Origin of the sequence: Methyloligella sp. GL2 (assembly GCF_013341275.1) — a bacterium.
Lineage (GTDB): Bacteria > Pseudomonadota > Alphaproteobacteria > Rhizobiales > Methyloligellaceae > Methyloligella.
Map to the genome: position 1 here is coordinate 3,187,367 of NZ_CP054476.1, position 17,517 is coordinate 3,204,883.

At 64.9% G+C, this 17,517-nt stretch carries 13 protein-coding genes; 12 read left to right on the forward strand and 1 reads right to left on the reverse strand.

The genetic code is table 11. The features are described from left to right. The first annotated feature begins 127 nt into the window (after nt 1-127). Nucleotides 128-5,359, forward strand: coding sequence for an alpha-2-macroglobulin (locus tag HT051_RS14835; protein WP_174542747.1), 5,232 nt, complete (start codon nt 128-130; stop codon nt 5,357-5,359). Then, nucleotides 5,356-7,443: a penicillin-binding protein 1C gene (gene pbpC, locus HT051_RS14840; RefSeq protein ID WP_174542748.1), complete on the forward strand. Its 2,088-nt coding sequence runs from the start codon at nt 5,356-5,358 to the stop codon at nt 7,441-7,443. Before HT051_RS14835 ends, pbpC begins: the two co-directional genes overlap by 4 nt. Before the next feature lie 9 nt (nt 7,444-7,452). On the opposite strand, the gene HT051_RS14845 is transcribed toward pbpC, so the two are convergent. Beyond that, the gene (locus tag HT051_RS14845) at nt 7,453-7,638 is read right to left on the reverse strand and encodes a DUF3008 family protein (protein WP_174542749.1); all 186 of its coding nucleotides are present in this window, start codon (nt 7,636-7,638) and stop codon (nt 7,453-7,455) included. A 343-nt stretch (nt 7,639-7,981) separates the two neighbouring features. Here HT051_RS14845 and HT051_RS14850 point away from each other — a divergent pair, with 343 nt between their 5' ends. The 10 genes from HT051_RS14850 (at nt 7,982) to rimP (ending at nt 17,505) form a co-directional block, all read left to right on the forward strand. Next, nucleotides 7,982-8,221, forward strand: coding sequence for a hypothetical protein (locus HT051_RS14850; RefSeq protein WP_174542750.1), 240 nt, complete (start codon nt 7,982-7,984; stop codon nt 8,219-8,221). A 213-nt stretch (nt 8,222-8,434) separates the two neighbouring features. Next, nucleotides 8,435-9,817 carry a tRNA (N6-isopentenyl adenosine(37)-C2)-methylthiotransferase MiaB gene (gene miaB, locus HT051_RS14855; protein WP_174542751.1) on the forward strand — a complete coding sequence of 461 codons (1,383 nt, stop codon included), beginning with the start codon at nt 8,435-8,437 and terminating at the stop codon, nt 9,815-9,817. Nucleotides 9,818-9,940: 123 nt separating this feature from the next. Continuing rightward, nucleotides 9,941-10,876, forward strand: coding sequence for a PhoH family protein (locus HT051_RS14860; protein WP_174542752.1), 936 nt, complete (start codon nt 9,941-9,943; stop codon nt 10,874-10,876). Beyond that, on the forward strand, nt 10,869-11,471 hold the full coding sequence (gene ybeY / locus HT051_RS14865; RefSeq protein ID WP_174542753.1) for an rRNA maturation RNase YbeY: 603 nt from the start codon (nt 10,869-10,871) through the stop codon (nt 11,469-11,471). Before HT051_RS14860 ends, ybeY begins: the two co-directional genes overlap by 8 nt. Next, nucleotides 11,468-12,448, forward strand: a complete 981-nt coding sequence (locus HT051_RS14870; RefSeq protein ID WP_174542754.1) for a hemolysin family protein — start codon at nt 11,468-11,470, stop codon at nt 12,446-12,448. The genes ybeY and HT051_RS14870 overlap by 4 nt, the downstream gene beginning before the upstream one ends. Continuing rightward, nucleotides 12,357-14,177: an apolipoprotein N-acyltransferase gene (lnt, locus tag HT051_RS14875; RefSeq protein WP_208454344.1), complete on the forward strand. Its 1,821-nt coding sequence runs from the start codon at nt 12,357-12,359 to the stop codon at nt 14,175-14,177. The genes HT051_RS14870 and lnt overlap by 92 nt, the downstream gene beginning before the upstream one ends. A 120-nt stretch (nt 14,178-14,297) precedes the next feature. Beyond that, entirely contained in the window at nt 14,298-14,711 is a 414-nt protein-coding gene (locus tag HT051_RS14880) for a helix-turn-helix domain-containing protein (protein WP_174542756.1), read from the forward strand. A gap of 141 nt (nt 14,712-14,852) precedes the next feature. Further along, entirely contained in the window at nt 14,853-16,028 is a 1,176-nt protein-coding gene (metK, locus tag HT051_RS14885) for a methionine adenosyltransferase (protein ID WP_174542757.1), read from the forward strand. 55 nt (nt 16,029-16,083) lie between these two features. Then, a complete protein-coding gene (gene trmB / locus HT051_RS14890) occupies nt 16,084-16,773 on the forward strand; it encodes a tRNA (guanosine(46)-N7)-methyltransferase TrmB (RefSeq protein ID WP_246810114.1) in 690 nt (229 codons plus the stop codon). A 180-nt stretch (nt 16,774-16,953) separates the two neighbouring features. Next, nucleotides 16,954-17,505, forward strand: a complete 552-nt coding sequence (gene rimP, locus HT051_RS14895) for a ribosome maturation factor RimP (RefSeq protein WP_246810115.1) — start codon at nt 16,954-16,956, stop codon at nt 17,503-17,505. Nucleotides 17,506-17,517 lie beyond the last annotated feature (12 nt).

Below are 17,517 nucleotides of genomic sequence, written 5' to 3' on the forward strand. Positions count from 1 at the left end.
CGGTGGATTTCTCCGCCGCGTTTGCCCGGAGACTCTAGCGCCTGTCACAGGGCTCAACTACCATCGCCTCCATCCCAAGCTGACAATGGGACCTATCCAGCCGAGGATGGGCTTACGGAGGAAACCGATGCGCCAAGTCGTGCGAGCCGCCGTGGTGGCGGCTGCCCTGTGCCTGACCCCTGCCATTTCCGCGCTGCCGAGCTTCGCGCAAGCCGCGCCTGCCACGCTGCAGGACCGCAGCCTGGACGATGCGGCGATCAAGCTGGAAGCCACGCTGAAAGAAGAGGCCGGTGCGCAAGCCGCGCCGCTGCCTGCGCTGAAGCTGCAGGCGGAAGATGCGCTGAAGAATCGCGACTATGACGGCGCGGCGCGGCTCTATGCGCAGATCGTCTCGACCGATCCCAACGATGCCAAGAGCTGGCGGCGTTATGCCGATACCTTGCTGCGGATCGAGCCGGCGGCGGACGAAAACCAATATGCGCTGTTCGAGCGGGCAACGACCGCCGCCTATATCGCCTATCGCCGGGCGGCCACCAAGGACGATCGGGCCGACGCGCTGGTCACCTTGGCCAATGCCTATGGCAAGCGGGAGGAGTGGCGCCCTGCCCTCAACGCGCTGAGCCTGGCGCTGTCGGTCCGCGAGACCGAAAGCCTGCGCACCATCTACACGCGCTTGCGCGAAAAATACGGCTTCCGGGTCACCAATTTCTCCGTCGATTCCGATGCCGCCTCGCCGCGCGCCTGCTTCCAGTTCAGCGAGGCGCTGCCGCAGCGGGTGGACTTCTCGCCCTACGTCTCCGTCACCGGGATGGATAAGCCGGCGCTGTCGCTGGACGATCAGCAGCTTTGCGTCGACGGGCTGGAGCACGGCAAGAGCTATTCGGTCACCTTGCGCGAGGGGCTGCCCTCCACGGTGGACGAGGCGCTGCTGAAGCCCGCCAAGTTCGACATCTATGTGCGCGACCGGGCGCCTTTCGTGCGGGTCTCGGGCAAGGCCTATGTGCTGCCGAAAACCGGCCAGCAGGGCATTCCGCTGGTCAGCGTCAATACCGATGCGGTGACGGTGACGCTGTACCGGATCGGCGACCGCAATCTGATCAACGCGGTGCTGGACGGCAATTTCCAGAACAATCTCTACCCTTACAGCCTGAACCAGATCGCCGAAACGGAAGGCGAGGAGGTCTGGACCGGTTCGCTGGAGGTGAAGAAGGAGCTGAACCAGGACGTCACCACCAATTTCCCGGTGACCGAGGCGGTGCCGGAGCTTGAGCCCGGCGTCTATGTGCTGGCGGCGGAGCCGGCCAATCAGCCGGACGACGAGTGGGGCGAGCGGGCGACGCAATGGTTCATCGTCTCCGATCTGGGGCTGACCGCCTATTCCGGCGCCGACGGCATTCATGCCTTCGTCAATTCGCTGGCCAGCACCGAGCCCTTGGAAGGGGTGAAGCTGCGGCTTCTGGCCCGCAACAATGAGGTGCTGGCGACCACCGAGACGGATGCGAACGGCGCGGCGCATTTCGCCGCCGGGCTGACAAGAGGCGAAGGCGGGCTGTCGCCGGCCATGCTGGTCGCCTCGCAGAAGAACGCCGATTACGGCTTCCTGAGCCTGAAGCAGGCGCCCTTCGATCTCACCGATCGCGGCGTTGCCGGGCGCACGCCGCCGGGCGCGCTGGATGCGTTCGTGTTTGCCGAGCGCGGCGTCTATCGCACCGGAGAGACGGTGCATCTGACGGCGCTTTTGAGAGACGCCGTCGGTGAAGCGGTCTCTGATACCCCGCTCACCTTGGTCGTTACCCGCCCCGACGGGGTGGAATACCGGCGCGCCGTGGTCGGCGATCAGGGGCTGGGCGGCCGCTCGCTCGACCTTCCGATCATCGCCGCCGCCCCCACCGGCACCTGGCAGGTCGCGGCTTATTCCGACCCGAAGGCGAGCCCGATCGGCGAGACCACCTTCCTGGTCGAGGACTACGTGCCGGACCGGCTCGAATTCGACATGACCACCGATGCCAATGCGCTGGCGGTCGGAGCTCCGGCGGAGATCGCCGTCGACGGGCGCTATCTCTATGGCGCACCGGCGGCGGGCTTGGCGCTGGAAGGCGAGATGCGGCTTGCCCGTGCCGAGGAGCGCCCCGGCTTCAAGGGCTATCGCTTCGGCCCCGATGACGGTGAAGGGATGAGCCAGGCCTCGGCCGAGGTGCTGCCGCTGGAAGGCCTGCCGAAGACCGATAGCAACGGCAAGGCGGTGTTCCCGGCGCGGATCGCCAAGCTCCCCGACACCACCCATCCGCTGGAGGCCAGCATCACAGTGCGCATGGCCGAGCCCGGCGGGCGTGCGGTGGAGCGCGATCTCACTTTGCCGGTGCGGCCGCAGACGCCGATGATCGGGGTGAAGCCGCTGTTCAAGGGCGCGTCCCTGGGCGATGGCGCGACGGCGGAATTCGACGTCGCCATGGTGGCGCCGGACGGCGCCGAAACGGCAGCCGAAGGCCTCACCTGGGAGCTGCTGCAGATCGAAACCAAATATCAGTGGTACCGCCAGGACGGCTATTGGCAGTTCGAGCCGGTGAAGATCACCCGGCGTATCGCCAACGGCACGCTGAATACGGCGCCGGGCACGCCGGCGCGAATCTCGGTGCCGGTCTCCTGGGGCCGCTACCGGCTGGAAGTGGCGAGCCCCGATTCGAGCGGACCGCTCACCACGTTCGGCTTCGATGCCGGCTGGTATGCGGAGGCGAGCGCCGATACGCCGGACTTCCTGGAGGTCGGGCTCGACAAGTCGGCCTATAAGCCGGGCGACACCATGACGGTGGCGGTGACGGCAAGAAGCGCCGGCAAGGTCACGCTCTCGGTGATCGGCGACAAGCTGCTCACCAGCAAGACGGCCGATGTGGAGCCGGGGCTTTCCAAGATCCCGCTGGAGGTCGGCGAGGATTGGGGCACCGGCGCCTATGTGGTGGCGACGCTGCGCCGGCCGCTCGAAGTCGAAGCCAAGCGCATGCCGGGCCGCGCCATCGGGCTGAAATATTTCTCCATCGGCAAGGCGGCGCATACCATCGGCGTCTCCCTCGACCTGCCGAAGAAGATCCGCCCCGAGACCACGCTGAAGGTACCGGTGAAACTGGCCAATCTGGCGCCGGGGGAACAGGCCCGGATGGTAGTCGCAGCGGTCGATGTCGGCATTCTCAACCTGACCAATTATCAGCCGCCGGCCCCGACCGAGTATTATCTCGGCCAGCGCAAGCTCGCCGCGGAGCTGCGAGATCTCTACGGCCAGCTGATCGACGGCATGCAGGGCACCAAAGGCGCCATTCGCATGGGCGGCGATTTCGGCGGGGCGGAGATCACCGGCAGCCCGCCGAGCCAGGCGCCGCTGGCGCTCTATTCCGGCATCGTCACCGTGGGCGAGGACGGCACCGCGGAGGTCGAATTCGACATCCCGGCCTTCTCCGGCACGGTGCGGGTGATGGCAGTGGCCTGGAACGAAACCCAGGTGGGCGAGGCCGATGGCGATGTGATCGTGCGCGATTCCGTCGTGGCCAGCGCCTCGCTGCCGCGCTTCCTGGCGATGGGCGACACCTCCACCTTGCGGCTCGATCTCGACAATGTCGAAGGCGAGGCCGGCGACTACGTGATCTCGGCGAGTTCCGAGGGGCCGATCACCTTGGGCGCCGCGGAAAAGACGCTGGAGCTGAAAGCCAAGCAGCGGCGCGGGGTGAACTTTCCGCTCGGGGCCGCGGGGATCGGCGACGGGCTGGTCAGCATCTCGGTGAAAGGTCCGGGCGGTTTCGCGCTGGAGCGGCATTACGCCTTGAGCGTCCACCCGGCCAATCAGATCGCCTCGCGGCGCACGGTGAGCGCGCTGGAGCCCGGCGCCAGCTTGTCGGTCTCCAACGATGTATTCTCCGACTTCCTGCCCGGCACGGGATCGCTGGCGCTTTCGGTCACCCCGACGGCGGCGCTGGATGTGGCGACGCTGATCGCCTCCCTCGACCGCTATCCGCTGGGCTGCACCGAGCAGGTGATCAGCCGGGCGATGCCGCTGCTCTATGCGAAGCAGCTCTCGGCGGAAAGCCATCTGACGGCAGACACCTCCCTGGACGAGCGGCTCGGCAACACCATCGAGACGGTGCTGGCGCGGCAAGGCTCGGAGGGCGCCTTCGGCCTGTGGTCGGCGGGCGGCGCCGATCCTTGGCTGGATTCCTACGTCACCGACTTCCTGACCCGGGCACGGGATCAGGGCTATTCGGTCTCCGACGAAGCCTTCACCCTGGCGCTGAACCGCTTGCGCAACTACGTCAGCACGGCACCGGACGTCTCCCGCGACGGCGGGCTGGCGCTGTCCTACGCACTCTATGTGCTGGCGCGGAACGGCACCGCGCCGGTGGGCGATCTTCGCTATATCGCCGATACCAAGCTTTCGGAGCTCGGCACGCCGGCAGCCAAGGCGCAGATCGGTGCGGCGCTGGCCATGCTGGGCGACCGCATCCGGGCGGAGAAGGCCTTCCGCGCCGCGCTTAGCTCACTGCCCACCGATCCGGTGTTACAGCCGGGGGGACGGGCGGATTTCGGCTCGCCGCTTCGCGATGCCGCCGCGGTGGTGACCTTGGCGGCGGAGGGCAAGGCCCCCAACTCCATCCTGGTCAAGGCCACGGCGCGGATTGCACCGGCCCGCAAGCTGGTTGAGCGCACCTCCACCCAGGACGATGCCTGGCTGGTGCTGGCGGCGCGGGCGCTAGGAGAGCAGAAGCTGGCGCTCAGCGTCAACGGCACGGAGAGCGACAAGCCGGTCTACCGGCAGATGGCCGCGGCGGAGATCGCCGCAAGCCCGCTGAAGGTCTCCAATAACGGCGAGACACCGGTGGATGCGGTGCTGGATGTTTCCGGTGCGCCGGTTGCGCCGGAACCTGCCGCCGATCACGGCTTCCATATCGAGCGGAGCTTCCACCGGCTGGACGGCACGCCGGTCGATATCTCCAAGGCCCGGCAGAACCAGCGCTTCGTGGTGGTGCTGCGGGTGAGCGAGCCGAAGCCGCAATTCGCCCGGGTGGCGCTGACCGACTACATCCCGGCCGGGTTCGAGATCGATAACCCGAATCTCGTCGCCTCCGGCGAGACCGGCGCCTTCTCCTGGATCGCCGACAACACCACGCCGGTGCATCAGTCGTTCCGCGACGACCGCTTCACCGCGGCGTTCGACCGGGACAAGGATAGCCCTTCAGTGTTCGCCGTGGCTTACGTGGTGCGGGCGGTTTCGCCCGGCGAATACGTGCTGCCGCAGGCTCATGTGGAAGACATGTATGCCCGCGACCGCTACGGCCAGACGGGCACGGGCAAGATCACCGTGGGCACGGCAAAATGACCCGGCGCCTGCGCCCCTCGCGTCTTAGGCGCGCCCTGCTCTATAGCGGGCTGGGCGTGCTTTTTGCGGGGGCGATTGCCGGCGGCGCGGTGAGCGGCTTTGTGGAAACGCTCGGCCCGGCGCCGCTCGGCGACCAAGTCGAGATGTCGCCCATCGTGGTGGACCGGGAGGGGCGGCTGCTCCGCCCCTATACGACGAAGGCCGGGCGCTGGCGGCTGCCGGCGACGGTTGCAGATGTCGATCCGCGCTTTCTCGATGTGCTGCTGGCTTACGAGGATAAGCGCTTCTATGCCCATCCCGGCGTCGATCCGCTGGCGATGCTGCGGGCGGCCGAGCAGCTGGCCACCCAAGGCCATATCGTCTCGGGCGGCTCGACCCTGACCATGCAGGTGGCGCGGCTTCTGGAGCCGCGGCCGCGCTCCTTCGAGGCCAAGGCCCGGCAGATCGTGCGCGCTATTCAGATGGAGCGGAAGCTCGGCAAGCAGCAGGTGCTCTCCCGCTATCTGACTCTCGCCCCCTATGGCGGCAATCTGGAGGGGATCCGGGCGGCGAGCCTTGCCTATTTCGGCAAGGAGCCGCGGCGGCTTTCCCTTGGCGAATCGGCGCTGCTGGTGGCGCTGCCGCAATCGCCGGAGGAGCGGCGGCCCGACCGGTCGCCTAAGGCGGCGCAGGCAGCGCGAGACCGGGTGCTGGACCGGATCGCCGGCAGCGGTGTGTTCTCCAATGCGGAGATTGCGCGGGCGAGATTAGAGCCCGTGCCCCACGCCCGAAAGCCGATGCCGATCTTGGCGCCTCACGCGGCGGACGATGCGGTGGCGGCAGCACCCGAGACCCGCATTCATCGCCTCACCATCGACAAGCGCATGCAGGCGCGGCTGGAGCAGCTGGCCAAGGAGCGCGCCGACCGGCTAGGGCCGGATATTTCCGTCGCCATGGTGGCGCTGGACAATGCGACCGGCGCGGTGCTGGCCCGGGTCGGCACGCCGGATTATTTCGACAAGCGCCGGGCGGGACAGGTGGACCTCACCCGCGCGGTGCGTTCCCCCGGCTCGGCGCTGAAGCCATTCATCTATGGGCTTGGCTTTGAGGACGGCGCGATCCACCCCGCCACGCTGATCAAGGACAAGCCGGTGCGCTTCGGGGCCTATGCGCCGGAGAATTTCGACATGAGCTATCAGGGCACGGTGTCGATCCGCCGGGCGCTGCAGCTCTCTTTGAACGTGCCGGCCATCGCGGTGCTGGATGCGGTGGGGCCGGAGCGGCTGGTGGCGCGGCTCGGCGAGGTCGGAACGCCGCTTGAGCTGCCGCCGCATGAAAAGCCGGGGCTGGCGCTGGGGCTCGGCGGTGTCGGCGTGACGTTAAGCGCGCTGACGCAAGGCTATAGCGGCATCGCCCGGCAAGGCAGCGTGATGGCGAGTTATGAGCGTCAGGATCAGCCGGTGCCCGCACCGAAGCGGCTGATCTCACCCGTCGCGGCCTGGTATGTGGCCGATATCCTGCGCGGTGCGCCGCCGCCGGAGAACGGGCTGCCCGGCCGGATCGCCTTCAAGACCGGCACCAGCTACGGCTATCGCGACGCCTGGTCCATCGGCTTCGACGGAGCGCGCACTATCGGCGTTTGGGTCGGGCGGCCGGACGGGGCGCCAGTGCCGGGTTTGGTGGGACGGCTTTCGGCGGCGCCGATCCTGTTCGATGCCTTTGCTCGGACCGGACCGGTAACACCGCTGCCGCCGGCGCCGGACGGCGTGCTCACCGCCTCGACCGCGGAGCTGCCACGTCCGTTGCAGCGCTTCACCACCGATCCGGTAACGGCGGGCAGCACAGAGCAAGCCTTGCGCATCCTGTTCCCGCCCAACGGGGCGAGCCTGGAGCTGTCGGGCGATTTGAACGGCGCGCTCGATCCGGTGCCGGTGAAGATCTCCGGCGGCACGCCGCCGCTCACCGTGCTGGTCAACGGCGCGCCGATCGATCTTCGGCGGCCGAGCCAGGCGGTGTTCTTTGCGCCGGACGGGCCGGGCTTCACCCGGGTGACGGTGACCGATGCCGCCGGCCATGCCGACAGCGTTCTGGTCCGTCTGCAATAAGCGCCGGCCTCAGTGATGGACGTGCTGGGGCTTGCCCTTGCGCTTGGTCGAGGCGAGCTCGTCGAGCTCCTTTTCGCTCATCGACTCGTACATGCCCTTCGAGGCGCCCTTCAACTCGCTCACTTTGATCTCGCCGCGCTTGGCGGCAAGAGCCGCTCCGGCCGCTTCCTGCTGGGCTTTGGATTTCGCAGGCATGGCAATTCCTCCTTCACGAGAGACACATGGGAGAAACGACGCTGGCGGGGATTTGGGTTCCGCCGGATCGAGGCGAAATCGCTGCAGCTTGCGCAATTGCGGCGAGCTTGCGGCACCCGGCCGATACCGCATGACCGGCGCAAACCCACGGCGCGAAATCCGTCAAAGACTTAGCGTCTCGAAGGCGCTGACCGCCTCCGCCGGTACGGTGCGAAGAACACCAAAATTGCAGCCGCAGTTCGCCGCGATTTGGCCCCCGGCCCGCCGGAAATCGGGAGCGTAGTCACGCCATCATCGATTGATGCCGGACCCGATATTGGGCCGGCCTTTGGAGACACCCAAGATGAAAAAGCTCGTTATTGCCTCCCTGCTCACGATCGCCGTCGCCACGCCCGCTCTTGCCGGCGAGACCTTCTACGTCGCTCAGAACACCAAGAACCAGAAATGCCGCGTCGTGACCGAAGAGCCGTCCGGCAAGCTGACCATGCTGGGCGCGCCCTACCAGAAGCGCGGCGAAGCGGTGAAGGCGATGAAGGCCATGGACGCCTGCAAGGCACCGGCGACGGACTCCTCCAAGTCCTAATCGCGTCCTAATCGCGCCGCTCTTTTCCGCGGGATAGACCGCGAAACGGCCCCTCCCCCAGGGGAGTATATCGAGGCGTATCTTGGCCGCTCTGCCGCGGCGTCCGGTCTTCTTCCAGGAAGCGCCGGCGCGGCAGGGCGGCTTTTTCTTTGCTCGGTGTCCTCGTCACGAGGGGGCTTGACGCCTCGCCCGCGCTGCCCAACAAACGGCTGCATGTCGAAGAATACGAAAAAGCTGCACGTCAAAACCTATGGCTGCCAGATGAATGTCTACGATTCTGAGCGCATGAGCGAGGCGCTCGGAACCGAAGGCTATGAGCTGACGGACAAGATCGACGATGCGGATCTAGTGATCCTCAACACCTGCCATATCCGGGAGAAGGCCGCCGAGAAGGTCTATTCGGAGCTCGGCCGGGTGCGGAAGATCAAGCAGACGCGGCAACAGGCCGGCAAGGAGACCATGGTCGCGGTCGCCGGCTGCGTGGCGCAGGCCGAGGGGCAGGAGATGCTCTCCCGCGCGCCGGTGATCGATCTGGTGCTGGGGCCGCAGAGCTATCACCAGCTGCCCGAATTGCTGAGCAAGGCCAAGAACTCCAAGCACGGCGTGCTGGCGACGGAATTCCCGGCGGAAGACAAATTCGCCAGCCTGCCGAAGCGGGCGGTGCAGGCGCGGCTTCCTTCCGCCTTCGTCACGGTGCAGGAGGGCTGCGACAAGTTCTGCACCTTCTGCGTGGTGCCTTATACGCGCGGAGCGGAGTTCTCCCGGCCGGTGCAGAAAATCGTCGAGGAGACGGAGCGGCTGGCCGCCTCGGGCGTGAAAGAGATCACCCTGCTCGGGCAGAACGTGAACGCCTATCACGGCGAAGGACCGGACGGGCGTATCTGGTCGCTGGCCGATCTGCTGCGGCGCCTGGCGGAGATCGAGGAGATCGAGCGGCTGCGCTACACCACCAGCCATCCGCGCGACATGGACGACGATCTGATCGGGCTGCATGGCGCCGAAGAGAAGCTGATGCCGTATCTGCATCTGCCCTTCCAGGCCGGCTCCGACAAGATGCTGAAAGCCATGAACCGCAAGCATACGAGCGAGGAATATCTGGAGATCGTCGGCCGCATCCGCGCCGCGCGGCCCGATATCGCGCTTTCCACCGACATCATCGTCGGCTTTCCCGGCGAAACGGACGCCGATTTCGAGGCCACCATGACCATGGTGCGCGAAGCCCGATTCGCTCAGGCCTTCTCGTTCAAATACAGCGCCCGGCCGGGCACGCCGGCGGCCGATTTGGCCGACCAGGTGTCGGAAGCTGTGAAAAAAGAACGGCTCGCCGCGCTGCAGGCGCTGATCGAGGAGGAGCGCAAAAGCTTCGAACAGGCCCTCGTCGGGCGCCGTTTACCGGTGCTTTTCGAACGAAAAGGCCGCAAACCTGGCCAAATCGCCGGGCGATCCCCATATCTCCAGGCCGTGCATAGCGAGGGGCCGGAGCGGCTTCTCGGACATATCGTGGAGGTTGACATCCAGGCCGCGGGGCCGAACAGTCTTACGGGTGTCATCAATTCCGGTTTTGCATGGGATGAGGCTGTCCAAGCCGCTGTGTGAGCTAGAGATATCGGAGACGAGAGACCTAATTTGACGCCAGAACACGCGTCTGAAAGCGCCACCGCCGTTGCCCTAGAGGGCGGGAACGAGCCGCTTGTCGTATTTTTCGATGACACCAGGCTCATGCGCGATCTCCTCGGCGATTACGATGCCAATTTGGCTGTGCTTGAAGACCGGCTCGGGATCGAGGCGGTGGTCAACGGCACGGCTGTGTCTTTGCGCGGGCCGCAGCAAGCCTGCGAGACCGCCAAATCGGTGCTGGAGGATCTTTACGACCGCCTGGCCAAGGGCGAGGCGATCGGGGTCGGCGAGGTGGTGGGCTCGATCCGCCATTCCGATGTGCCCCCGATGGCGAAAGAGGCGCCAGGCGCCGCCACCGAGCAACAGCAGATCCGCACCCGCAAACGGCTGGTCACGGCGCGGACACGCGCGCAGAGCGGCTATATCGCGGCGCTGGAGCGGGACGACTTGGTGTTCGCCTCCGGCCCTGCCGGCACGGGCAAAACCTATCTCGCCGTGGTCTATGCCGCCGCGGCGCTGGAAAGCGGCGCCTGCGACCGCATCATCCTCTCGCGGCCTGCGGTGGAGGCGGGCGAACGGCTCGGCTTCCTGCCCGGCGATATGCGCGAGAAGGTCGATCCTTATCTGCGCCCGCTCTACGACGCGCTGTATGACGTGCTGGCACCGGAGCGGGTGGAACGCGGGCTTGCCACGGGGGCGATCGAGATCGCCCCGCTCGCCTTCATGCGCGGGCGCACCCTCTCCAACGCCATGGTGATTTTGGACGAGGCCCAGAACTGCACCCCGGTGCAGATGAAGATGTTCCTCACCCGTCTTGGCGAAAACAGCAAGATGGTGATCACAGGCGATCCCACCCAGGTCGATTTGCCTTATGGCAAGGATTCGGGGCTAATGCAGGCAATCGATATCCTTGAAGGTATTGACGGCGTTTCTCACATCGCCTTTACCGGTAAGGATGTGGTCCGGCGCGAACTTGTAGGCCGGATTGTGGATGCGTATGAGACCGCGCAAGGCAGCGGCCGCGACAACAATGAGTGACGACGTTCCTAGTACCATCGAGGCTCCCTTGGGCGCTGCCCTCGCGGAGCCGGAGCCAGAGCCCGGCGACTTAAGCATCGCGCTTGTCGTCCGCGAAGGTGTTTGGCCGGACGAAGCGGTCGGCGAGAGCGCGCTCGTGCAAGCCGCAAAGGCGGCATTCGCCGCGGCAGCCGATGGCGCCCGCAAGGCGGGGCTGATCGCCGAGGGGCCTTACGAGGTCTCGATCCTCCTCACAGGCGACGACGAAATCCGCACCCTGAACCGCGACTACCGCGACAAGGACAGCGCCACCAACGTGCTGTCCTTCCCGGCGGGCGAGAGCTTTGCCCTGCCCGGCGAACCGGCGGCGCTCGGCGATATCGTGCTCAGCTTCGATACGCTTGCCCGCGAAGCGGAGGCGCAAGGTCTCTCGCTTCACGATCACGCGGTGCATCTCGTCATTCACGGCATGCTGCATCTCCTCGGCTTCGATCATATGGAGGAGGAAGAGGCGGCAGAGATGGAACGGCTGGAGACCGCGCTGCTGCAGCGTTTCGGTATCGCCGATCCTTATGCCGATCCCCCCCTTTCCCAAAACTCTGAGATTTCAGGATGAGCAACGCGGCTTTGCCGGAGAACGATCCGGCTCCCGAAAACGGTCGCCAAAGCGACGACGAACCTTCCTGGCTGGAGCGCATCCTGTCGCGCTTCGGGCTTGGCGAGGCGGCGGACCTGCGGACGCTGATCGAGGATGCGATTTCGCGCAGCCCCGACGCCTCCGACAGCTTCAGCGCCACCGAGCGCACCATGCTGCTCAACATCCTCCGCTTCGGAAAGCTGACGGTGGAGGATGTGATGGTACCGCGCGCCGATATCGTGGCGGTGGAGGACGGGATCAGCGTGGAGGAGCTGCTCGGCATCTTCCGCGAGGCGGAGCATTCGCGCCTGCCGGTGTTCCACAACACGCTGGATGAGCCGCGCGGTCTGATCCATATCCGCGACCTGATGAGCTGGATCGCCGAGGAGGCGGAGAAGGCCAACGGCGCCGATCTCTCCTTCGGCAATGTCGATCTCACCCGCAAGGTGCGCGAGCTCAGCCTGGTGCGCGATATTCTCTATGTGCCGGGCTCGCAATCGGTGACCGATCTGCTCTTGAAGATGCAGACCAGCCGGGTGCATCTGGCCCTGGTGGTCGACGAATATGGCGGCACGGACGGGCTGGTCTCCATCGAGGATCTGATCGAGCAGGTGGTCGGCGATATCGAGGACGAGCACGATGTCGACGATGCGCCGCTGATCACCCGCGACAAGCTGGGGCTGGTGGCCGATGCGCGCGTGCCAGTCGAGGAGCTGGAAGAGCAGCTCGGCGTCACGCTGATCGATCCGGAAGAGGATGACGATATCGATACGCTCGGCGGGCTGGTGTTCTCGCTGTCGGGCCGCATCCCGGTGCGCGGCGAGCTGCTGAAGCATCCGAGCGGCGTCGAGTTCGAAGTGCTGGATGCCGATCCCCGCCGCATCAAGAAGCTGCGCATCCATACCCGCAATCTCCCGGCCGACGGCGAGGACGGAAAGACCGAGGATCGGTCATAACCTCGCCGTTTCCATAAGGGATAACAGCGCGCGTCATCGCTGGGCACGCTTTTGCGGGGGTTGCACAAACTTGGCTTTTCTGGATCGGCTCGCGGCCAAGGTCGCGGGGCTTCATGGCTGGCGGCGCTATTTGCTAGCGGCCGCGGCGGGGGCGTTCGGTGCGCTCGGCTTTGCGCCCTATAACGCCTGGCCGGTGCTGTTCGTCAGCTTCGGCGTCCTGGTCTGGCTGCTGGATGGCGCCTTTTTGCGCCACGAGAAACTGAAAGGCCGGCTGATCGGCGCTTCGCTGATCGGCTTTTCGTTCGGTTACGGCTTCTTCCTCGCCAATTTCTACTGGATCGCCGAGGCCTTCCTGGTAGAGCCGGAGCGCCATGCCTGGCTGATCCCCTTCGTGCTCGCCGCCTTTCCGGCCTGGATGGCGCTGTATTTCGTGCTCGCCTGCATGCTGGCGATGCTGCTTTGGGGAAAGGGCGCCACCCGCGTCTTCGCCCTCGCCTTCGCCTTTGCCATCGGCGAATACGTGCGCGGGCATCTGTTCACCGGGCAGCCCTGGAACCTGATCGGCTATAGCCTCACCGCCAATCTGCCGATGATGCAGATGGTGTCGCTGACCGGCATCTACGCCCTCACCCTATTTGCCGTCTTGCTGTTCGCCAGCGTGTTGGCGGTGTTCGCGCCAAAGGGGCTGGAAGGCCGGGCGAGTGCCACGGGGCTCGCGCTTATCGCCGTGGCGCTGCTGGCGGCGGGAACCGGCTGGGGCTATTGGCGCCTGGCGCATGCGCCTCGGGAGATGACCGATCTTTCCTTGCGGATCGTGCAGACCAGCGTCGCCCAGAACGAGAAATGGCGCCCGGAGAACGCGCGGGCGATCTTCGAAGATTATCTCGCCTATAGCCGCGAAACCAAGGACGGCGTGGGGCTGAAGGATATCGACATCCTGATCTGGCCCGAGACGGCGATCCCGGCGGTTTTGCCCGACGAGCCGGAGGCGCTTTCCACCATCGGCGAGATGCTGCCCGACGGCACAAGGCTTCTGGTGGGCTCTATTCGCATCGCGCGCTACCGGAATTCGCAGGGAATGCCTCTGCCGCGGAAATTTTTCAACAGTCTGCTAATTATTGGGGGCAAAGGTCGCATTCAGGCAAGCTATGACAAGATACATCTTGTACCGTTCGGCGAATATCTGCCGTTTCAATCGCTTTTGGAGCGAATGGGCGTAATGCAGCTAACCGGCGGTATTCGCGGGGGATTTACCGGAGGCAAAGGGTCGCGTCGGTTGCGCTTATCGGACGCACCACCTTTGATGCCTCTGATCTGCTACGAAATCTTGTTCCCTGACGAGGTGAATGCCGGCGAACAGCGTGCGGGTTGGATGGTCAACGTTACCAACGATGCGTGGTTTGGTCGCAGCGTGGGACCGTATCAGCACTTCCACCACGCCCGCGTAAGGGCTGTGGAACAAGGGCTCCCCCTGGTTCGTGCAGCCAATACGGGAATCTCGGCGATCATCGATCCCTATGGCCGTATCGAGGCTCGCTTGGGCCTTGGGAAGAAAGGCGTCGTCGATGGTGTTCTACCAAACGCGATTCCGCCGACATTCTTTGCCCTTCATGAGCGCGGAATCGAAATTTTGTCGTTATTCCTGGTATTTATTGGAACGCTAGGTAGACGGCTAAGCCAATTAACCGGTAAATTAATGCCGTCGGGTGCGCGCCTATCACGCGCTTGACGGGGGTTTATGTGAAACGTATGACACCGCTTTCGCGGGGGCGCGTTCTGGTGCCCAGAGCGTCTGTTCTGAGTACCCTATTCAAGGGTTTTTCCTTCCATGACTGTGACGAGTGAGCGAATGGCCGGCAAAAAGCCAAATCCAGTTGATGCGCATGTGGGTAGCCGCGTGCGGTTGCGGCGCATGCTGTTGGGCATGAGTCAGGAACGGCTCGGCGAGAGCATGGGTCTGACCTTCCAGCAGGTCCAGAAATACGAGAAAGGCGTCAACCGCATCGGTGCGAGCCGGCTGTTTCAGATTGCCAAGATTCTCGACGTTCCCGTCCAGTTCTTCTTCGAGGAAGCCCCGCAATTCGACGGCAGCGCGCCGTCCGGCATGGCGGAGCCCGAATCGGAGACCTTCATTCTGGAGTTTCTGAACAGCCGCGAAGGGCTGGAGCTCAACCGCGCTTTCGTGAAGATCTCCGACCCGAAGGTGCGCAAAAGCGTTGTCGATCTGGTTCGTTCGCTCAGCAACGAAGAGCGGTCTTCCTAGCATTCTCAGCCTGTTCGGCGCGGTCCTCTCGATCGCGTCCCAGCCTTCCTATGCAGGCTTGACCGGATCGGCAATCGTTGCGACAACCGCGCTGGCTTTGCGGCAATGCCGCCATAATGTGGGTCAGTAGAGGGGGCGGAATTGTCTCGAGAGAACTACGTCTTTACCAGTGAATCGGTGTCCGAAGGGCATCCGGATAAGGTTTGCGACCGGATTTCGGATGCAGTCGTCGATCTTTACCTGAATGCCGATCCGGTCTCCCGCGTGGCGGTCGAGACCATGGTCACCACCAACCGGATCATCATGGCCGGCGAGGTGCGCGGGCCGGAAGAAATCACCCCTGAGGTGATCGAAGAGACCGCCCGCCGCACGATCCGCGAGATCGGCTACGAGCAGGACGGTTTCCACTGGGATAACGCCAAGTTCGAATATTACGTGCACGAACAGTCGGCCGATATCGCCATGGGCGTGGACGCCGATACCGAGAAGGAAAAGGAAGAGGGCGCGGGCGACCAGGGCATCATGTTCGGTTACGCCTGCCGCGAGACCGAGCCCTTGATGCCGGCGCCGCTGTATTTCGCCCATTCCATTCTGTACGAGATGGCCAAGGCCCGCCATGCCGGCAATGCACCGGAGCTCGGCCCCGATGCCAAGAGCCAGGTGGCGCTGGACTATGTGAACGGCGAACCGTCGCGGGTCAATTCGGTGGTGGTCTCCACCCAGCATGGCGAAGATGTCAGCCAGGAGCGGGTGAAAGAGATCGTGATGTCCTTCATCGAGGGCGTGATCCCCGAAGGCTGGATCGACCCGGAGACCAAGTTCTACGTCAATCCCACGGGGCGCTTCGTGATCGGCGGTCCCGACGGCGATACCGGGCTCACCGGGCGCAAGATCATCGTCGACACCTATGGCGGCATGGCGCCCCATGGCGGCGGCGCCTTCTCCGGCAAGGATCCGACCAAGGTGGACCGTTCGGCGGCCTATGCGGCGCGGTATCTGGCGAAGAACATCGTCGCGGCCGGCTTCGCCGACCGCTGCACCTTGCAGCTCTCCTACGCCATCGGCGTGTCGCAGCCGCTTTCGATCTATGCCGACATGCACGGCACCGGCAAAGTGTCGGAGGATGCGCTGGAGAAGTCGATCCGCGAGGTGATGGATCTGTCGCCCCGCGGCATCCGCGAGGCGCTGTCGCTGAACCGGCCGATCTACGAGCGCACCGCCGCTTACGGCCATTTCGGGCGCACGCCGGACAATGACGGCGGCTTCTCCTGGGAGAAGCTGGATCTGGTCGAGCCGCTGCGCTCCGCAATCAGCTAAGACGGCGCGGCGGTCTTCGGACCGCCGCAACACGATTACCGCAAGAGAGAAAGTCGTGGCCGAAGACCAACCCGTCTTGCGGTCCTATGGGCGGCGCAAGGGGCATAAACTCACAGCCTATAAGGCGTCGCTGATGGAGACGCGGCTGCCGGCCTTGCGGCTACCGCTGCAGGCCCCTGCCCCGGAATCGCTTGCCGCATTATTTCCGTCCGGCGCCGATCAAGTCTGGCTGGAGATCGGCTTTGGCGGCGGCGAGCATCTCGCCTGGCAGGCCGAACACAATCCCAAAACCGGTTTGATCGGCTGCGAGCCGTTTTTCAACGGGGTAGCGAGCCTGCTGGCCCAGGCCGAAGCGAAGGGGCTGGACAATATCCGCCTGCAGGACGGCGATGCGAGGGAGGTGCTGGCCTGGCTGCCGGAGGGCGCGATCGACCGGGTGTTCATGCTGTTCCCCGATCCTTGGCCGAAGACGCGGCACAAGAAGCGGCGCCTGCTGAACGAAGAGACCGCTAGCGAGATCGCCCGTGTGCTGAAGCCGGGCGGCGAATTCCGCTTCGCCTCCGATTGGCCCGATTACGTCGCCCAGGCGCTAGGTATCCTTCACAAGCATCCCGGCTTTTCCTGGAATGCCGCCCGGGCGGCGGACTGGCGGGAGCGGCCGGACGATTGGCCGGAGACCCGCTACGAGCAAAAGGCCGTCCGCGAAGGGCGGAAATCGGCCTATCTCAGCTTCCGCAGGGTCTGAGGCCCAGTATCCAAGCCATTCGGCGCGCCGCGAACGCAGCTTGAACTCAGCAAAAAAGCTCGTATATTACCCATCAGAACTCATGATTGGTTTCCGTCAGGAGTGGGCCGCGGCCCGCTCCTTTTTATTAGGTTCACAGGTTCGGGCCATCGTGACTTCCGAAAAGGTATGTGCCTGACGATGTCGAGCCCTTCGAGCTTGGAGCGACGTTTTTCCCGGGAGACCGGGCCTGCGCGGCTGGTCGCCGATCTGGCGGAGCCGGTGCTTGAGGAGCTGGGTTTCCGTCTGGTGCGGGTCCGGCTAACGGGCGAAGCCGGCGGCACGCTGCAGGTGATGGCCGAAAAGCCGGACGGACAGATTTCGATCGACGATTGCGCGATCATCAGCCGGGCGCTGTCGCCCCTGCTGGACGAGCAGGACCCGATCGCCGGTGAATATAATTTGGAGGTTTCTTCGCCCGGGATCGACCGGCCGCTGGTTCGGCCAAGCGATTTCGAGAGCTATATCGGCCACGAGGCGAAGCTGGAATTGGCGGAGGCCATCGACGGACGCAAGCGGTTTCGCGGCGTGATCGATGGCACCGAGGACGACGAGGCGAGGCTGATCGTCAGGCTCGGCGAGGACGAGGAGCCCCAGATCCTGGGCTTTCCCTTCTCGATGATCGCCGATGCGAAGCTGGTCGCCAGCAAGGAAGATTTCCGCGCCGATCTGGCGCAAAAGAAGACCCACTGAGTTTTGGCGGCC

Coding starts and splice junctions, on each gene's coding strand:
- HT051_RS14835 (WP_174542747.1), top strand. CDS start 128: ATGCGCCAAGTCGTGCGAGCCGCCGTGGTGGCGGCTGCCCTGTGCCTG.
- pbpC (WP_174542748.1), top strand. CDS start 5,356: ATGACCCGGCGCCTGCGCCCCTCGCGTCTTAGGCGCGCCCTGCTCTAT.
- HT051_RS14845 (WP_174542749.1), bottom strand. CDS start 7,638: ATGCCTGCGAAATCCAAAGCCCAGCAGGAAGCGGCCGGAGCGGCTCTT.
- HT051_RS14850 (WP_174542750.1), top strand. CDS start 7,982: ATGAAAAAGCTCGTTATTGCCTCCCTGCTCACGATCGCCGTCGCCACG.
- miaB (WP_174542751.1), top strand. CDS start 8,435: ATGTCGAAGAATACGAAAAAGCTGCACGTCAAAACCTATGGCTGCCAG.
- HT051_RS14860 (WP_174542752.1), top strand. CDS start 9,941: ATGCGCGATCTCCTCGGCGATTACGATGCCAATTTGGCTGTGCTTGAA.
- ybeY (WP_174542753.1), top strand. CDS start 10,869: ATGAGTGACGACGTTCCTAGTACCATCGAGGCTCCCTTGGGCGCTGCC.
- HT051_RS14870 (WP_174542754.1), top strand. CDS start 11,468: ATGAGCAACGCGGCTTTGCCGGAGAACGATCCGGCTCCCGAAAACGGT.
- lnt (WP_208454344.1), top strand. CDS start 12,357: ATGCCGATCCCCGCCGCATCAAGAAGCTGCGCATCCATACCCGCAATC.
- HT051_RS14880 (WP_174542756.1), top strand. CDS start 14,298: ATGGCCGGCAAAAAGCCAAATCCAGTTGATGCGCATGTGGGTAGCCGC.
- rimP (WP_246810115.1), top strand. CDS start 16,954: ATGTCGAGCCCTTCGAGCTTGGAGCGACGTTTTTCCCGGGAGACCGGG.